14 protein-coding genes and 1 pseudogene are annotated in these 17,241 nt (G+C 48.0%); 7 read left to right on the forward strand and 8 right to left on the reverse strand.

All coding sequences use genetic code 11. From position 1 onward, the window contains the following. Positions 1-48: 48 nt before the first annotated feature. Together MiSe_RS50850 and MiSe_RS50855 are read right to left on the reverse strand one after the other, a co-directional pair. A complete protein-coding gene (locus MiSe_RS50850; protein ID WP_264196431.1) occupies positions 49-171 on the reverse strand; it encodes a hypothetical protein in 123 nt (40 codons plus the stop codon). 258 nt (positions 172-429) lie between these two features. After that, positions 430-555 carry a hypothetical protein gene (locus MiSe_RS50855; protein WP_264196432.1) on the reverse strand — a complete coding sequence of 42 codons (126 nt, stop codon included), beginning with the start codon at positions 553-555 and terminating at the stop codon, positions 430-432. 43 nt (positions 556-598) lie between these two features. Between MiSe_RS50855 and MiSe_RS10330 the strand changes: the two genes are divergently transcribed. Then, entirely contained in the window at positions 599-2,593 is a 1,995-nt protein-coding gene (locus MiSe_RS10330; RefSeq protein ID WP_226578424.1) for an ABC1 kinase family protein, read from the forward strand. A gap of 173 nt (positions 2,594-2,766) precedes the next feature. On the opposite strand, the gene MiSe_RS10335 is transcribed toward MiSe_RS10330, so the two are convergent. After that, positions 2,767-3,186 (reverse strand): HmpF-related protein, encoded by a 420-nt coding sequence (locus tag MiSe_RS10335; protein ID WP_226578426.1) that lies wholly within the window; start codon positions 3,184-3,186, stop codon positions 2,767-2,769. Positions 3,187-3,555: 369 nt separating this feature from the next. On the opposite strand from MiSe_RS10335, the gene MiSe_RS10340 reads away from it, so the two are divergent. Next, the gene (locus MiSe_RS10340) at positions 3,556-3,828 is read left to right on the forward strand and encodes a hypothetical protein (RefSeq protein ID WP_226578428.1); all 273 of its coding nucleotides are present in this window, start codon (positions 3,556-3,558) and stop codon (positions 3,826-3,828) included. On the opposite strand, the gene MiSe_RS10345 is transcribed toward MiSe_RS10340, so the two are convergent. From MiSe_RS10345 to MiSe_RS10355, 3 genes are all read right to left on the reverse strand, one after another. Beyond that, positions 3,812-4,762 (reverse strand): helix-turn-helix domain-containing protein, encoded by a 951-nt coding sequence (locus MiSe_RS10345; RefSeq protein ID WP_226578430.1) that lies wholly within the window; start codon positions 4,760-4,762, stop codon positions 3,812-3,814. The two genes, MiSe_RS10340 and MiSe_RS10345, sit on opposite strands and share 17 nt — an antisense overlap. Before the next feature lie 125 nt (positions 4,763-4,887). After that, positions 4,888-7,680: a valine--tRNA ligase gene (locus MiSe_RS10350; RefSeq protein ID WP_226578432.1), complete on the reverse strand. Its 2,793-nt coding sequence runs from the start codon at positions 7,678-7,680 to the stop codon at positions 4,888-4,890. 51 nt (positions 7,681-7,731) lie between these two features. Further along, complete coding sequence (locus tag MiSe_RS10355) at positions 7,732-8,271, reverse strand: carbonic anhydrase (RefSeq protein ID WP_226578435.1); 540 nt, start codon at positions 8,269-8,271, stop codon at positions 7,732-7,734. A 27-nt stretch (positions 8,272-8,298) separates the two neighbouring features. Here MiSe_RS10355 and MiSe_RS10360 point away from each other — a divergent pair, with 27 nt between their 5' ends. Both MiSe_RS10360 and MiSe_RS10365 read left to right on the forward strand, forming a co-directional pair. Then, positions 8,299-8,733: a GxxExxY protein gene (locus MiSe_RS10360; RefSeq protein WP_226578438.1), complete on the forward strand. Its 435-nt coding sequence runs from the start codon at positions 8,299-8,301 to the stop codon at positions 8,731-8,733. A gap of 134 nt (positions 8,734-8,867) precedes the next feature. Next, positions 8,868-9,104: a hypothetical protein gene (locus tag MiSe_RS10365; protein ID WP_226578441.1), complete on the forward strand. Its 237-nt coding sequence runs from the start codon at positions 8,868-8,870 to the stop codon at positions 9,102-9,104. Between the two features lie 98 nt (positions 9,105-9,202). Here the strand turns inward: MiSe_RS10365 and MiSe_RS10370 are convergent, their stop codons facing one another. Continuing rightward, on the reverse strand, positions 9,203-9,604 hold the full coding sequence (locus MiSe_RS10370) for a carbamoyltransferase C-terminal domain-containing protein (protein ID WP_226578444.1): 402 nt from the start codon (positions 9,602-9,604) through the stop codon (positions 9,203-9,205). A gap of 747 nt (positions 9,605-10,351) precedes the next feature. On the opposite strand from MiSe_RS10370, the gene MiSe_RS10380 reads away from it, so the two are divergent. From MiSe_RS10380 to MiSe_RS10390, 3 genes and pseudogenes are all read left to right on the forward strand, one after another. Then, positions 10,352-10,609 (forward strand): hypothetical protein, encoded by a 258-nt coding sequence (locus MiSe_RS10380; protein WP_226578447.1) that lies wholly within the window; start codon positions 10,352-10,354, stop codon positions 10,607-10,609. 27 nt (positions 10,610-10,636) lie between these two features. Continuing rightward, positions 10,637-13,891 (forward strand): nitric oxide synthase oxygenase, encoded by a 3,255-nt coding sequence (locus MiSe_RS10385; RefSeq protein ID WP_226578450.1) that lies wholly within the window; start codon positions 10,637-10,639, stop codon positions 13,889-13,891. Between the two features lie 205 nt (positions 13,892-14,096). Continuing rightward, a pseudogene (locus MiSe_RS10390) lies at positions 14,097-15,275 on the forward strand (RNA-guided endonuclease InsQ/TnpB family protein). Between the two features lie 410 nt (positions 15,276-15,685). Here the strand turns inward: MiSe_RS10390 and MiSe_RS10395 are convergent. Further along, positions 15,686-16,696, reverse strand: a complete 1,011-nt coding sequence (locus MiSe_RS10395; RefSeq protein WP_226578453.1) for a phosphoribulokinase — start codon at positions 16,694-16,696, stop codon at positions 15,686-15,688. Positions 16,697-17,241: the final 545 nt, after the last annotated feature.

The following is a 17,241-nucleotide window of genomic DNA, read 5'->3' on the forward strand; positions in this document are numbered from 1 at the left end:
GGGGCTACCACCCTAAGTTTAGTGTGTGTTTACCCGTTCGCCACCTACTCAAGCCAGAATGCGCTCTGTTACGGTGCAGTCGTTCAATTCATCATTGTTACAATTATTAACATAGTCACCCCGACTCAGTTTTACCGTCAGCAACCCGCTCTCCCATAGGCGGGGCATCATGGCTCAAATCTTTGGGTAAGGGAAGGTGCTGACCAGCCATAGTCCCATTAACGGGGAAACGAAGTTATCGGTAAGCGTTTAAATTCCTATCAGGGGATGCTGCCGCCAGTTCCCTGACGGCAGTCGCTCATGGGGGTTTCCCCCTCTGGCGGCGCTGCCTCCTCTAGAACCTGATAGTTAAACAGTTTTACTCGGGGCAAGACAGTGCTATCAGGATAGTACCGACCGATAACCTTGGCGAAAGCGTTGCGGAACGCGCTAGGGTTCGGCTAACTTCACCCCAGAAATGGGTGTTTTGGGGACAACCATCCCCACAGAGGGGCAACCATACCCCTCTAACCCGAAAGGGGCGGCATTTAAAAATGCCCTGTCACGTTCATCCACCACTTAAAAGATGGTGGTTTCCACGTTAGAGTGAGGTTTTACCATGTATGTAAAAACGCCTGATTCGATCAACGCTGCAACCTCAGTCGCCGTGGAGGATGCAGCAGTTTATGCACCGAAGATAGCGGTGAGTGAAGACTCCGCGCCGGAACTGGCGCGCTCTGAAGCGGGCGAGTTTGTCGCTTACGCAAAAGAAGCGATCGCCCAATATTACCGCAACCGTCCGCTACAGGTATGGGGTAGATTTTTAGCCATATTGTTGCCATTTGTCAAATTTGGCATCAGCCTTTGGAGCGATCGCCGTCGGGGTCGCTTGGCAAAAAATGAGCAGCGACGCGCGGTACAATTGCGCGAACTCCTAACTAACCTGGGACCTGCGTACATCAAGGTAGGACAAGCGCTTTCCACGCGCCCGGACTTGGTACCGCCCTTGTATTTAGAAGAGTTAACGCGCCTGCAAGACGCCCTACCGCCGTTTCCCAACGAAGTCGCCTACCAGTTTATTGAAGAAGAACTAGGCGCAACACCGGATGAAATCTACGCCGAACTATCACCCGAACCTTTAGCCGCCGCTTCTTTGGGACAAGTTTACAAAGGCTTGCTCAAAACCGGCGAAACCGTAGCTGTAAAAGTACAACGCCCCGATTTAGCGCAAAAAATTACTCTAGATTTGTATATTGCCCGTCGGTTAGCAGCCTGGGCCCAAAAAACGTTTAAAGGGCGGTTAAAAAGCGACCTGGTTGCCATTCTGGATGAATTTGGCAGCCGCATCTTTGAAGAGATGGACTACATCCACGAAGGCAAGAACGCAGAGCGGTTTGAGCTACTCTACGGCTCGCTCAAGGATATCTACGTTCCCAAAATTTACTGGCAATACACCAGGCGGCGCGTCTTGACAATGGAGTGGGTCACCGGGACTAAATTAACCAACCCAGAGGCGATAGAGGCGCAAGGAATCGACGCCCGCTATCTGATTGAAGTGGGGGTGCAGTGTTCGTTACGCCAGTTGCTGGAACACGGCTTTTTCCACGCCGATCCCCATCCAGGTAACCTGCTAGCCAGTCCGGATGGCAAATTAGTGTATCTCGACTTTGGCATGATGAGCGAAGTCAAGCCTTATCAGCGGTATGGCTTGATCGAAGCCGTCGTCCACCTAGTCAACCGGGATTTTGAAGGATTGGCGAAAGATTACGTCAAGCTGGAGTTTTTGACCCCCGATGTTGACCTGACGCCGATTATCCCAGCATTTGCCGCCGTATTTAACGATGCCCTGGGCGCGAGCGTCGCCGAATTGAACTTTAAGAGCATTACGGATCAGCTATCGGCTTTGATGTACGAATATCCCTTCCGAGTGCCTGCCTACTACGCTTTAATTATTCGCTCCTTGGTGACGTTAGAGGGAATTGCAATTCATGTCGATCCGGAATTTAAAGTCCTCAGCAAAGCTTATCCTTATATTTCCAAGCGCTTGTTGACCGATCCCGCGCCCCAATTGCGAGCATCTTTGCAGGATCTGCTGTTTAAAGAAGGGCAGTTCCGCTGGAATCGCTTGGAAAACTTGTTGCGGAATGCCCGTAACTCTCAAGACTACGATTTGAATAAAGTGCTGGATCAGGCGAGCGAGTTTCTGTTTTCCGAACGGGGAGACTTTATTCGCCAGCGCCTGGTAAATGAAATTGTCAACAGCGTAGACTCCCTAACGCGCAATGCTTTCGAGAACCTGAAGTATCGGTTTAGCGAACGGCTGGGTTTAGCCACAGTCAACGAAGCACCTGTAGCAACCGACACGCCGCCTACTTGGGAGCATATCAAGCGCATATGGGAAATTTTGCAAGAAACTCCCGGCTTTGACCCTATGACAGTGTTACCTTTGATACCAAAATTGTTGGTGAAGCCGGAAACGCAACAATTTGGTCAGCAAGTGGCTAGTGGGTTAGCACAACGAGCGATCGCGCGCTTGATCCGCGAACTGCTGCTAGAAGAAGATCCTGACGCGGCCAACTCATCCCCCAGATTAGCGTTACCAGGCACAAGGTGAGCGGGTGAGCAGGTGAGCAGGGGAGATGGGGAGATGGGGAGATGGGGAGATGGGGAGATGGGGAGATGGGGAGCTCCAGGGGAATATAGATTCAAATTTCTCTGTGTGCCTGGAGCACCTGGGCCCACCTGCACGTCTGCCCACCTGCACCTGGGCCCATCTGCACCTGGGCCCTATTCTTCCTTATGGTCCTGATCGCGCTGCTCTAGTAAGCGTTGAATTTCTTCCCGACGGGCTTCGAGTTCTAGAGTTTTGCGGGCTAGCTCCTGCTTTTCCAGGGTAACCGATTGTAGCCCTTGTTCAATCCGTTCCTTTTCCTGGGCTAAAAACGCCGGGGTGACTCCACTGCTAAGGTAGTCGCTCACCAGGGAGACTACCCATTTTGTAGCATCTTTAACGCTCAAAACCTGCTGCGTTGGAGAAAGATCCACCAACACCAACATGCCATCATTCCAATCACCTGCCTCTGACGACGGAATTACAGGGGTTTCAGCTATGACGACCCAAGCAGTTTCAAAGTCTTGGCGAGCCAGTAATCGTAGCTGCGGTTCACCGGAAGGTTCCTGCTTTTGTACTTGGGCCAAATGTAGCATTGGTTTATTTGTTACTATCTGACATCAATTGATAATATCCTTGTCGGTTCAAGGCAGATCGGTAAAATAGGCAGAATTTGAGTTGCTCCCACCGCGCGATGCGAGTACCGAGAAGCTGGGATCTGAGCAACGACGGCGTGCAATAGCCATACGCCACGCCCCAACTCCCGCAGCAAGTCGAGCCTACCAATGCCAACCTACCGATGCAAACATATAATTCCCCCAAATGGCTAGACCGCAAACATATCGAGGGATTTTTTGGGCTAGCCCTGGACAATTTTATTCAAATTATGCCGAGGGTGAATCTGTCACAAGAGGTTCGATGGCTTTCCGGCGACAGTTTACAGACCGATCCTACCGAGCGCTGCCTTGAGTTTAATCATCAGTAACTTTTATTACAACAGTTTACTGGCTTACCAACAAAGACAACGGGAACAGCGCTTAGGATATCACTGCTTGACCCTCTGGGATCAACATAGTCAGTTTAAATGGTTGTATTTTTTGGCTAATGCTGCTGCTGCGGCTGGCAGCGATGAAGATATTTACTATAAAACAATATTTTTGTCAAGATACTTTTTGGTGTTTGAAAAACCCGGTAACTTCTGCGAAACCGGGTTTCTTATGTTTATTGCTCTGGAGTGAAGGTTACTTGCTTGACAGCTCCAAGTTTTCCTAAAGGTTGCGCTTCCTTTTGATTAACAGAAACCAATACAGCACCCGCATTACCCGATCTTATAGTCAACTGTTTTTCAGCTGAAAAGCTTTGCTGCATTCCCTTTTGTAAGATGCCCTCAAATAAAGTTTTGCCATCTGCGGTTACTCTCACCCAGGATTCATCTTGAATATTTAGAGTCACTTGAATCGGTAAACCCCCCGAAGTGTTAATCGCGGGTGTATCTGTGGGACTCGGTTGAATTGCCAGTTCCGTGGGACTAACTGTGGGACTCGGTTGAATTGCCAGTTCCGTGGGACTAACTGTGGGACTTTTGGAAATTCTTGTGGATTCGATTGGATTTGGGCTAGATGTTACTGGTGACGCAGAGACGGGTTGAGAGACGGGTTGCTGTTTTTGAGCAGCAGATTCTGGCGTGCGCGGTTTATTGAATGCATAAACAAGTGAAACAAGGGCGGCTACCCCTAATATGATGTAGGCCAAATAGGGAGGGATGGTTTTGGCGGGGGGTGGTGCAGCATGGGTATCGATTTCTGGTGGTTCTGACGGATCTTCAATAATATTAGGCTCATAAATTTCAAGCTCTGCTTTTTTAGCTGTAGAATTTCCTAATATTGCTTGGGCATCAAATTCTACAGGTGGGTAATCGGTAGAAAATGTTTTCGCTAAAGCATTCCCATCCAGTCCTAAAAAATCACCATAGCGACGGATAAATCCTTGAATATAAATTGGCTCCGGTAAATCATCTAATTTACCTTCTTCTATAGCTTTTAACATCCTTAATCGAATACATGTTTTAGCCGCTACTTGTTCTATAGATATAGACTGCTGTTGTCGTAATTTTTGGAGATGCGTTCCTATTTCCCTGAGTTGCTCTTCTTGAGCATTATTTAAAACCGCCACAATATTGCTCCTTTTTTCACACTTTAGTTTTTATTTAACAAAGAAGTTAACATACCATACTGCTTACGTATAGACAAATCGTTAAATAGTTTTTGAGCGGGTGGGGGTTGCCCACCCGACGGATTTTAGCCGAGTTGGTTGAGGCGAGATCGCAATATTTCTGCTTGTTTTTCCACCTCAGCCAAATTATCTCGCGCTCCTTGCACTACTTCAGGTTTGGCGTTTTCCACAAAAGCCTGATTGTTAAGACGCCCTGACAGAGCTTTAATTTCCCCTTCCAGTTTAGTCAGCTTCTTCTGAAGTTTAGCGCGGTACTCTGCCACGTCGATGACCCCGGCGAGGGGAATTAGCACTTGCACCGTACCCACCACGCCAGCAATAGTTTGATCTATTTCAGTTTCTAATGCTGAGGTTATGGTGAGATTATCAACCTTGGCTAAGTCTTGAATATAAGACTGACCTGCCGATAAAATTTGGCGTTCCTTGTCGCTTTCGCTTTGCAAGATTGCCGCTACTTTCACCCCTGGTTTAATATCCGCTTCAGCGCGTAAATTGCGAATTGTTCGGATTGTACCAAACAGCAGTTCAAATTGTGCCTCTAATTCTGGACTAATTAGATCTGTATCTGCTGCGGGATAAGATTGCCTTGCCAAGGTTTGATCCTCCCCGGTTTGAGTCAGAGTGTGCCAAATTTCCTCCGTAATGTGAGGCATGAAGGGATGGAGTAACTTCAAAATCCCTTCCAGCACGTAGGCGAGAGTTTGCTGGGCTACCTTTCTAGATGTAGCAAAAGCATCCTTCTGCAAGCGGGATTTGACTAATTCGATGTACCAGTCGCAGAAGTCGCCCCAGATAAATTCGTAAAGACCCTTCGCAGCTTCGCCCAAACCGTAATTTTCGATGTAGTTACAAGTTTGCTGCACCACTTGATGATAGCGCGAGAGAATCCAGCGATCGCACAACTCCAACTCGGAGATCCCCCCAGAGTCCCCCCTTGCGAAGGGGGGATTAAGGGGGGATTGGTCCCCCCTTGGCAAGGGGGGAGAACCCAAATGCTGAGGTGTTTGTCCGCCCAAATTCATCATCACAAACCGGGACGCATTCCACAGCTTATTCGTGAAATTGCGCGACGCCTGAACCGTCGGCGACTCATCCTTTTCCCGGTCATATTGAAACCGGATATCTTGTCCCGCGCCAGCGACTTCCTTCACCAGAGTATACCGCAGCGCATCCGTACCGTATTTATCAATCATCAACAGCGGATCGATGCCATTACCTTTAGTTTTAGACATCTTTTCGCCATTTTCATCCAGCACCAACCCGTGGATATAAACATCCTGGAACGGCATTTTATCCGTAAAGTATCCTGCCATCATCGTCATCCGGGCGACCCAGAAAAAGATGATGTCAAACCCAGTCACCAGAGTCGTAGTCGGGTAGTAAAATTCTAAATCCGTTGTTTTTTCAGGCCAACCCAAAGTAGAAAAAGGCCATAACCCCGAAGAAAACCAAGTATCCAGCACATCTGGGTCTTGAATTAACTTGACATTTTCCCCAAATTGTGCTTTTGCTTTTTCTTTGGCTTCAGCTTCAGTGTGTGCCACGATAAACGGCGTCGAGTCGGTAATTTCGCCCTTCGTTTCGCTGACGGCGTACCAGGCGGGAATTTGATGACCCCACCAAAGTTGCCGGGAGATGCACCAATCCTTTAACTTCACCAACCAATCGCGGTAAACCTTAGTCCAGCGGTGGGGGACAAACTGGGGGGAATTTTCCTCATCGAGGCATTTTAAAGCCTTCTGACCCAGGGGGGTAATCTTGACAAACCACTGAGTCGAGAGGAGAGGTTCAACCGGGACCTTACCGCGATCGCTATAAGGCACAGTATGCTTATAGTCCTCAACCTTCACCAAAAAGCCATCATCATCCAACCGCTTGACCACATTTTTCCGTGCTAAAAAACGGTCTTGACCTTGGAACGGCCCCGCATGTTCATTCAGCGTGGCGTCCTTATTCATAATATTAATCATCGGCAAACCGTGCCGATTTCCGATCTCAAAATCATTAGGATCGTGTGCTGGCGTCACCTTGACGCACCCCGTCCCAAAACTTGGGTCAACCAATTCATCAGCAATAATCGGAATTTCCCGATGCATAATTGGCAGCATTACAGTCTTGCCAATCAAATGCTGATAGCGGTCATCATTCGGATTCACCGCCACCCCTGTATCGCCCAACATTGTCTCAGGACGAGTCGTCGCTACCTCCAAAAAACCGGAATTATCAGTCAAAGGATAGCGGAAGTGCCATAAATACCCATCAAATTCCTTGTTATCCACCTCCAGATCCGACACTGCAGACTGAGTTGCCGGACACCAATTCACCAAATAATTTCCACGATAAATCAGCCCTGCCTCATACAGCTTGACAAAAGCTTCCACCACCGCCTTAGACAAACCCTCATCCATCGTAAAGCGTTCCCGCGACCAATCCACCGATAAGCCCAAACGCCGGATCTGGTTTACAATAGATCCCCCAGAATTTTCCTTCCACTGCCAAGCACGTTCTAGGAACTTCTCCCGCCCCAAGTCATAGCGAGTTTTGCCCTCTTTTTGCAATTGTTGTTCCAAGATCACGTGTACCGCAATACTGGCATGGTCAGTTCCAGGTAACCATAAAGTATTGCGTCCCTTCATCCGGTGGTAGCGGACAAGGATATCCATGATAGTTTGTCCCAAAGCATGTCCCATGTGCAAACTACCCGTCACATTAGGCGGCGGAATCATGAGACAATAGGGTTCGCCCTCCTGCGAGGGGTCAGCCTGAAAGAATTGACGTTCTTCCCAAAACTTTTGCCACTTCGCTTCAGTAGCAAAAGGATCGTATTGACTTGGCAGGGAGGGGATAATGGCAGTCATGGACAAAAGAAATGCTGAATACTTCTTTGATCTTGCCACAGGCAGGGTAACTTAGGCTTTAGGCAAAGGCGTCACGGGTTTAACATCAGCATTGAGGTAGACGAAATAGAGTTCGATGTTGAGATCCGGGTAGACTTCGCGAATAGCCCAATAAGCCCGACTTAAATATTCTGCATGAACTTGCCGCTCTTTTACTGGGTCTTGACTTAAATTAGGGTCAATTTTATCTGCATAAGCAGAACAGTCTTCGTGGTCGAGAATAATTACCTTGCGGATGTGGTGCAGCCGATAGGATAAGTCTAATTGATCCCAAAAAGCTTGGGCATCGGCTTGGTGGGGAATTCCGCTTAATGCGAGGGAAGCTCCCGCTAGTGCGGTGAAATCGTATTTATTGGTGAGATTTTGCAGGGATAAAAAGTAGCGTTCTGCTTCTAGGATTTCAAAATCAATGCAGCTGAGGACTAAAGCTTTAGCAATTTTTTCAGCTCTGGCTGGTTTGGGGGCTGATAGGATAGCTAGAGATAGAGATGCGGGGAGGAGTCGCAAGAATTGACGGCGATGGATACCCGCGCAGGTTGGACAGTGTTTCATGAGATATCAGTAAGAGAGGAAGAAAAAATGAACCGCGAAGACGCGAAGAGCGCGAAGGAAGAGGAGAGAAGGATGAGGCAACTGAGTGAGGAGGTAGAGCAGTTGGCTTATAGGGTGATTGGGGCGGCAATTGAGGTGCATCGGGTGTTGGGGCCGGGGTTTTTGGAGTCGGTTTATCATAAGTCTTTAAAGCAGGAGTTTGAGCTTTGCGGGATACCTTGTGAATATAAGAAGACGATACCAGTTAAATATAAAGGTTATCAGGTTGGTGAGTGTGAGTTAGATTTTCTCGTTGCTAATGTCCTCATTGTTGAATTGAAAACAGTGGAAAGGTTAGCCCCTATTCACGATGCCCAAGTCATCTCTTATCTTAAAACGACCAAACTTCCTCTTGGCCTTCTGATCAACTTCAACGTCCCCGTCCTCAAAGATGGCATCAAACGCATCATCCTCTCTTCTTAACTCTTCCTTCGCGCTCTTCGCGTCTTCGCGGTTAATTTCTTCAATTACTCTGGGGTCAAGAGCGATCTTCTTTCAATACTATCTAATTGTATTCGATTCAGCCGCCATGATAATTTGACTAATTAAAGGATAACATGACAGAACCAGCACAGATAACTATTGAACAGATTGACGAGCAATCTCCCCATCTGCCAACCGTCATAGAACTTGGTGATGCCCACAAAAAAACTCAGAGTTTTTTCCCAAAGGGTGCTTTTATTGAACATGCAGCTCGTCGCCAAATAATTGTAGCTCTTGAGCCTCATCAAACAGGATGTATTGGTTATCTTTTATATAAAGCATCAGATAGGGTTACCTTTGGTAACTTCTAAAAACCTGTGTTGATATGATGAACTTTTAGCAGAGTGGACTAATGGCTCAGGTAAATTGTGCTTACTTAGCACGATGAGAGAGAACCGCATGACATAGTTCATCCTTTCCCTAGCCCCTCCGTTTCAGACTTTGTGAGGTAAAAGTCCTCAATCACGAGAGTTTGGACATCCTCTTTAGTCGAGTAGATCTCCAATACTTCCTCTGGCTTGTGGACTTGGGGTTGACCCGCCACGTTCAGAGATGTATTGCACACCACAGGAATCCCTGTCTTTTGGTAGAACCAATCGATTAAAGACCAATAAATGCCATCTTGATCTTTTTCCACCAGATGAGAATGGGTTGTAAAATCAACGTGGACAACAGCGGGAATCTTTGTGCGCCATTCGGGTCGGATCTTTGCCACCCCTAACATATAGCGATGCAGCCCTGGTTCCAGCGGACCTTCCAGCACAACCTCTGCCTTTTCGCTCAGAATGCTAGGAGCTAAAGGACGCCACATTTCTCGACCGGTAAGAAACGACCCCTCTCAATCCCAACCGTGCGCGACAGAATTGAACAGGCAATAATAGTAAATTCACTAGAACCCGAATGGCAAGCCGTGTTTGAACCAAACTCCTATGGTTTGGGACCTTGAAGAAGTTGTCAGGACCCTATTAGGCAATAGCCGTGTGAGTGCGAAAGTCTCATGCACGGTTCTTAGGGGAGGGGAGAGCGGTGACGCTCGAACCTTACCCGACTTCTCCGGAATGCTTGAGAAGCCTACACCTACCCGGAACGGGAGGTGTAGGAGCGTCACGCAGAAAAGGCCGATCAAAAGGCGAATTACCCTATACTTAGGGGTTGACAAATATTAACGCATTTTTCTCTATATTACTTAATTTTATATGTTGAAAAAATAAATAAATTATGAAAGAATATTTAATGGCTGTTTGTAACACGCCCAAGTTATTAACTTGATGAATTGTCCATAAGATTCAGCGTCAGTATAATAAAGTGTGCTGGTGTCAACTTACAAATCCCGTACATGCCTAAGGCTTATGCAACCTATAGCAGAGAAGAAAACTTGTCTGGAATAAACAGTCTTGGCATTTAGCAAACTAAGCTAACGGAAAGTTACGCTCGGAGACGATTGCGTTTCAGCCAGAGGTGAAGAAGCGTCAACGCTATAGGAACTAATCTGGCACATGCTAATACCCAAAAACGAGAAGGTAACTCTCAGGAAATGGCGAAAAATGTTATTGTTTTTGTGTCAAACCCGCAGTATGCACCTGCCCAGCAGTTTGTCAATCAGCTAGTAACTGAGGGTAGCTATCGAGTGCGAGGCTTGAAAAAACCCAATGCCGTTACAATACCTTCGACATCAGAAAGAGTTCATTGGTCGAGTGCTAAGTTAACTTCTGGACAAGAAGTTAAAGATATTTTTCAGGGGTGTGAAGCAGCATTGATGTTCATCACTCCAGCAGACTTATCAGAAGCCACTAGCCTCACTCGCTCTTTCTTATAAAGAGCGAGTGAGGCTGGTATTCGGCGTTTGGCATGGGTAGGTCCTGCCTGTCCCGAAAACAGTGAGTTGGGAAAGCCTTTAGCCCAAGCAGAAGCACTGGTGCGCTCCTCAACCCTAGAAACTTTAGTCCTGCGCCATGCGCCTCTATTCTCTGACCTGCTCGACCAGAAAAAAGAGTTGCAGTTCCGCCGCACCCTTTCCTTGCCGCTTGGTAACAACGCTTTGCCTTGGTTAGCCCCAGAAATAATTGCCCAGGGACTATACAAGTGGGTATTGGGGGAGGTCAATAACCAACCTCCAGATGTCCTGACAGGTCCTATGCAGTTAACCGGAGACGATATCGCCAAGGGACTTAGCGAAGTTCTCAGACAAAACCTCAACGCTTACAAGTTTGCCCAGCGTCGTTTCGCGGCAATTGACCTCGACGCTAGCGGACAAATCGATGGGGAAGAACTTTTCCCCTATTTGTTGGAACTTGGATATAGCAACGATGAAGCTCAACAAATTTTAGAGGAAGCTGATAAAGACAAAAGTGGGACGATCGACTTCGAGGAGTTCATCGCAGGTTTGGAAGGACATCTCAACAGAATCCTGGCAGACGTTGCCACAGAAGTGCAGTACGTTAACGTTCCTAAAGCAACTGCCCTCTATGACTTGATGACCGGGGGATTAGACGAAAATACAGCCAAATGTCGGCTTGACTTAATCTCTGTACTCAATCAGTATGGCTTGCCTGAGAAAAAGCACGAACTATCTCAGTGGCTGGGGCGACCTAGTATGTCCGTCACCGAATGGGCAGACCAGCACATCCTAGACTTGATTAACGTATACATTCTTCCCGGACGGGGGATTTTAACCATCAATCAAGGAAACCTCGATGGTCATCCAGCATTGATTACCCGTCTCCTACAAGCCAATAACCGAATGCTGATCAGTCAGCGCACCTTAGATGGTAAGGCAGCAGAGTTGCAATGGGCTGATGAAGATACGAGTAATGTGGCAGTTGTCAGTTACCAGCCTGAAGGAGGTGGAGAGCGGGTTTTGAAGTTGAACGAAGGACGGCTTGTCGGGTTATCAGCGCGGGGAAGTTGGCCCGGACGCCGACTGGCAACTCAGTTATTCTTCGAGGATCGGCCCCTACCAACCTGGCAAGTGGCTTTGTTCCGAGAACTGGGAGAGTTACAGATGGAGGAGGTTTCCACTACGGGAGCCCCTGATGAAGTGGTTTGTAACTGCACTCAAGCCAATTGTGGCAAACTGCAAGAGCTGATCGATAGCGGTTACGATACGATTGACAAAATTGCCGACCTGACTCAAATCACGAGGATCTGCGGCGGTTGTCAAGCATTAGTGGAAGAAATGCTTGGTTCTTCCAGCCTCTTTGTGGCAGAATTGGTGGAAAAGTACAACTTAGGTCGGGGCATAGTCAGATTTGAGTTCCGCCCGGTAAATAAACAGGTCGTAGCCTCGAAGCCGGGACAGCACCTTCTGATTCAAGGGCGGGTAGATAACCGATGGGTGACACGCGCCTATACTTTGAGTTCTCCAGCAGATCAAACTGATGCCTACGAAATTACAGTTAAACGAGAAGAACTGGGACTGTTTTCCCGCTGGCTGTGCGATCGCGCTGACTCACATTCCCTATTTCGCATCTCTGACCCCCGTGGTGAGTATGTCCTAGCAGACGAAAATCCAGTGGTGTTCTTCGCTGGGGGGATTGGTGTGACGCCTGCGATCGCCATGATGCGGACACTTGCTAACCGGGGAGATAACCGCAAGTTTCACTTAGACTATTGCGCTCCCTACGCCGAAGATTTGGTTTTCCAACCAGAGTTAGAACAGCTCGCTGCCGCACATCCTAACCTCACTTTCACCCTACGACCAACCCGAACCCAAGGCAGACTGACTGTTGAGGAAGTCCTACGTCAATATCCTTACACCGAAGGCGCTGTCGCCTTTATGTGCGGACCCGAAAGCTATATGAAGACTATCCGGGGCTATCTCAAGGAGGCTAACTGGCCAAACCCAGCCATCCGGGAAGAGCTATTTTCCTCCAAACTGGATGAGGAAGGAAAAGCCCAGAAACCTGTCACTAAGCGTCCAGCCGTACAACTGGCAGGTGGCATTACTCCTGTAGAACATCACAGCTTCGATGTTGGGCCAGTGGGTTCAGTAGCGGAAGAAGCGGAAGCTTTCTTGAAGCAGTGCTACCTAGAACAGGGCTTGAATGCCGTCTTCCTGCCTCGTTGGCAAGAAGTGAAAGCAGCCATCGATCGCACAGGAACCTACGAACACACCTATGACGAACTGGCTTATGGCGCACGTTTAGCATGGCGCAACAGTTCCCGTTGCATTGGACGCTACTTCTGGCAGAACCTTCAGTTGCGGGATATGCGACACCTGGAAACAGAAGAAGAAATGTTCAGGGCCATCCTCGATCACATCAAATACGCCACCAACAACGGGGATTTGATCGCAACAATCAGCATCTTTAAACCCGATGGGCGGCGTTTATGGAATCCTCAGTTAATCCGTTATGCTGGCTATCGTCAGGCAGATGGGACGATTTTGGGAGATCCCGCTAACGTAGAGTTGACCGAACAAGCATTCAGGCTTGGCTGGCCTGGTCCTAGTCAGCGGACGCGCTTTGACATTCTGCCGCTGATTATCCAGCTTCCTGGCAAAGAGCCTCGCTGGTTTGAGATTCCTCCTGAACTTAACCTAGAGGTGCCCCTATCCCATCCTCGCTATGAATGGTTTGAGGAGTTGGGACTGAAGTGGTACGCGCTGCCTGCTGTTTCCAGTATGGTGTTTGACATTGGCGGGATTCAGTACAGATGTGCGCCTTTCAATGGCTTCTACATGGGAACGGAAATTGGCGGTCGCAACTTCAGCGATACCTACCGTTACAATATGCTGCCCCCGATCGCGGAAAAGATGGGGTTGGATATGAGCGATGACAGTACCCTCTGGAAGGATTTTGCCTTGGCGGAACTCAATCTCGCTGTCGTCCATTCCTACAAGAAGCATAATGTCCGACTGCTCGACCACCATACCATGGGCAATTACTTCATCAAGTTCATGGACGAAGAGCAGAAATGCCAGCGTTCCCTCTACGCCGACTGGGGCTGGATCATACCGCCCGTATCCGGCTCTACATGCCCGGCATGGCCGATTGAAATGGAAAACCGGATACTCAAGCCTAACTATTTCTATCAGCCCGATCCTTGGAATACTGCAAGTGAACAACCACAAGGAAAGTGCCCCTACCACAATTCCTAGTATTTATGTTTGGTACTAAAGAGTTGGGTGAAGGCAGTTCATAGTTCATATGTCAAAACTAAGTATTGGCTTCCAATCCGAAATCGAGACGAATAGTTGGAGATCTCCCCATCATCAGAAAATTTGGGTTTGAAACCCCGTCGTTCTACGACGGCTTGATTATTTAGTGTAGCATCCTTACAAAGGATATGCTAAAATGTGAGACATGGAGAAAGCCTACAGTTACCGATTTTACCCCACCCCCGAACAAGAGTAGCTCTGGCGGCGCACCTTGGGCTGCGTGAGATTGGTTGACAACAAGGCTCTCCACGAGAGAACACAAGCTTGGTACGAGCGGCAAGAGAGAATTGGATACAGTCAGACATCTTCGATGCTGACGCAATGGAAAAAACAGGAAGACCTCGAATTTCTTAACGAGGTAAGTTGTGTCCCCTGGCAACAAACTCTTCGCCATCTACAAACCGCTTTTTCTAACTTCTTCTTTGCGGGTAGAGCCAAATACCCCAACTTCAAGAAAAAAAGAAATGGTGGTAGTGCCGAGTTCACCAAGTCCGCTTTTAAATTTAAGGATGGACAGATTTACATTGCCAAGTGTAGTCAGCCTCTATCTATTCGTTGGTCAAGGCAGATTCCCACGGGTGGAATCGAACGGAGTAGTATCACGATTCGATTCCACCCGTCCGGACGCTGGCACGTTTCTATCCGATTTGACGACCCAACAATTAAGCCTCTACCGGCAATAGATAAAGCGGTAGGGCTGGATTTAGGAATTAATAGTCTGGTGGTCACCAGCGACGGGGAGAAAATATCTCAACCCAAATATTTAAACAAATACTACCGTGGCTTACGTCAAGCGCAGAAAAGTCTTGCTCGCAAACAGAAAGGTTCTAAGAATCGGGATAAGGCAAGAATCAAGCTCGCCAAGATTCACGCTAAAATCGCCGACACCAGGAAAGACCATATTCACAAGCTAACCACTCGACTGGTGCGGGAAAATCAAAGGATTGTTGTTGAGGATTTAGCGGTGAAAAACATGGTCAAAAACCCTAAAATAGCACGGGTTATATCTGATGCAAGTTGGGGTGAAATAACCCGCTTTTTAAACTACAAATGTCGTTGGTACGGCAGAAATTACATCGAAATAGACCGCTGGTTTCCCAGTTCTAAGCGTTGTAGTTGTTGCGGGCATATTTTAGATAAGTTACCCCTCAAGGTCCGTGAATGGGATTGTCCTGATTGTGGGACACACCATGACAGAGATGTGAACGCGGGTAAAAATATTTTGGCGGCAGGACTTGCCGTGTCAGTCTGTGGAGCGACCCTAAGACCCGAACAGAGTAAGTCTGTGAAGGCGGGTGCATGGAAGCAGAAACCCAAATCGTGAGGTTGAGGAATCACCGTCCGTTTACGGCGGTGAGGATGTCAACTACCGTTATAACACCGGATACGATGCTCGTGTAAAAGTCATAACCCCTGACCAGGGTTTCCAGGCAAAAAACTGTAGCGATCCCAATGGCAATAATTACTATTATTCTTGAACTCAAATTTTTGAAAGCTATCCCCATGAGCGGCAATTTGTTCACGATATGAGACAGATTTAATTACTATAACAGGCTGTGGTTGAGGTGTAAAAATAATTACATAAACCGATGCTGGGTCATGGGATTTTTGCCTGGCGAGGTATTGGTATTTCAAAATATAAGTTCCTAAATGATAAACCTTTCCTATTGCTTGGGATTAAGCTAAAAAAAGGGACGCTTTTTGCGCCCCCCAAACCTTTAACCAAAACCAGTTCTAAACACTTGCAGTAGCTGCAATCCTGGCTTCCTTAGCGGTCAAACGCTCGTAGGTCGCCCGCATTTTTAGACCTGTCAGCACTTGGAATAATCCGGTACCGTTGTTCGAGCCAGGGTATTCCTTGTGCTGGAGTACCAGATGGGTTAACTCGCCGTGGTACTTGGTAGCGGTTTTGCTCATATGGCTCTCGATGTAGATGACTTGCTCGAGATTCTCGAATTCTCCATCCACCTCTAGAACCGAGACGGGGTGACCATAATAGGAATCTGGGCCATAGTGCATCCGGATACCGGGGTAGGAGCAGGTGAGCTTGGTACCGCAGGGTATCCAATCGATTGTTGACCCTTCGTCAAACAGGTACGCAGGCTCAAAGCCATCGACGCCTAGCCGCTGGATTAGGCGCACGCGCAGGATCTTGCCTGTTTTCTCTTCTTTGAGTAATTGAGTGGGTAGCACCTGGATCACAATATCGGCGAACTCTCGTTGTGGCTCGATGTAGGCGCTAAAATCGGGGCGGCGAGCGTTTATAGCAGCCATCACGTCGTCGTAGGTGTGACCCCGTTCGGACATGTCGCGCTGGATTTTCCAGGCTATTTTAACTTCGTCGCTGATGTCTAGGTAAACGCTGAAGTCGATGAGACTGCGTACTCGTTCGTCGTACAAAGGATGTAGACCTTCAACCACGATAATGTGATTCGGCTCTACTATCTCTGGGGGGTCAATCATGCCGGTTTCGTGATTGTAAATCGGCTTGTTGATCGCCTGACCGTGCTTGAGCGCTTTGATTTGCTCGTACATCAGGTCAAAGTTGTTTGCTCTGGGATCAAGCGCGGTAATCCCCGTTTCTTTACGCTGCTTTCTGTCTAAGCAGTGGTAATCGTCTAGGCAAATCACCGTGACGAATTCACTACCGAATAAATCGGTCAAGCGGCGCAAAAATGTGGATTTACCGCACCCTGAGTCTCCTGCAACGCCAATTAGAACCACGCGATCCGGCTTACTGGTCATAGCTTCCTCTATCGATTAAAATTGTTTCCTATCTGGCTGGTTAAGCGAGCGAAATCCACAGCCTGGAGGCTGCCCCCGGTATTGGAAAGACAACTAACCCCTATGTCAACCGCCCGATATGCCTGGGGCAGGACGGGCGATCTCATCTCAGTGCTTGTTTCTTGCCAATCCCTGTCACAGTCTGGCGTCTGCTCTTGAGGGAAGACTCAAGCCCTTGAGTAAGTATTTACTACTAGCTTTTAATCAAACATCTTACCAGAGTGGGGTTGCACCTACAAGGCATCCTGGGTTGGGATCATTTCGCTCAAGTATTTATGCTAATGTTAGTTGAGCATTTTTAATAAAGAAAAAATTAAACTGACTCGCTCGTGACACTTTACAGGGGATTTCCCTTGTAACGTGATCTTAGGTGTCGGTTTTTCCTTTCCTGCCGTCTCGCTAGGAGTGCATCGCGACTTTTGATAGCGATCAACCCAATAGCAAGGCAGGCACGTCAGCACCCCGCTCTAAAGAGACAAAGCTAGCAAGCCTCTTCCTTTAGGTAG

Origin of the sequence: Microseira wollei NIES-4236 (assembly GCF_020521235.1) — a bacterium.
GTDB classification, from domain to species: domain Bacteria; phylum Cyanobacteriota; class Cyanobacteriia; order Cyanobacteriales; family Aerosakkonemataceae; genus Microseira; species Microseira wollei.

Excerpts from the sequence above, each read along its gene's own strand:
- MiSe_RS10350 (WP_226578432.1), bottom strand. The coding sequence starts at position 7,680 with ATGACTGCCATTATCCCCTCCCTGCCAAGTCAATACGATCCTTTTGCT.
- MiSe_RS10355 (WP_226578435.1), bottom strand. The coding sequence starts at position 8,271 with ATGAAACACTGTCCAACCTGCGCGGGTATCCATCGCCGTCAATTCTTG.
- MiSe_RS10330 (WP_226578424.1), top strand. The coding sequence starts at position 599 with ATGTATGTAAAAACGCCTGATTCGATCAACGCTGCAACCTCAGTCGCC.
- MiSe_RS50850 (WP_264196431.1), bottom strand. The coding sequence starts at position 171 with ATGATGCCCCGCCTATGGGAGAGCGGGTTGCTGACGGTAAAACTGAGT.
- MiSe_RS10335 (WP_226578426.1), bottom strand. The coding sequence starts at position 3,186 with ATGCTACATTTGGCCCAAGTACAAAAGCAGGAACCTTCCGGTGAACCG.
- MiSe_RS10395 (WP_226578453.1), bottom strand. The coding sequence starts at position 16,696 with ATGACCAGTAAGCCGGATCGCGTGGTTCTAATTGGCGTTGCAGGAGAC.
- MiSe_RS10370 (WP_226578444.1), bottom strand. The coding sequence starts at position 9,604 with ATGTGGCGTCCTTTAGCTCCTAGCATTCTGAGCGAAAAGGCAGAGGTT.
- MiSe_RS10360 (WP_226578438.1), top strand. The coding sequence starts at position 8,299 with ATGAACCGCGAAGACGCGAAGAGCGCGAAGGAAGAGGAGAGAAGGATG.
- MiSe_RS10365 (WP_226578441.1), top strand. The coding sequence starts at position 8,868 with ATGACAGAACCAGCACAGATAACTATTGAACAGATTGACGAGCAATCT.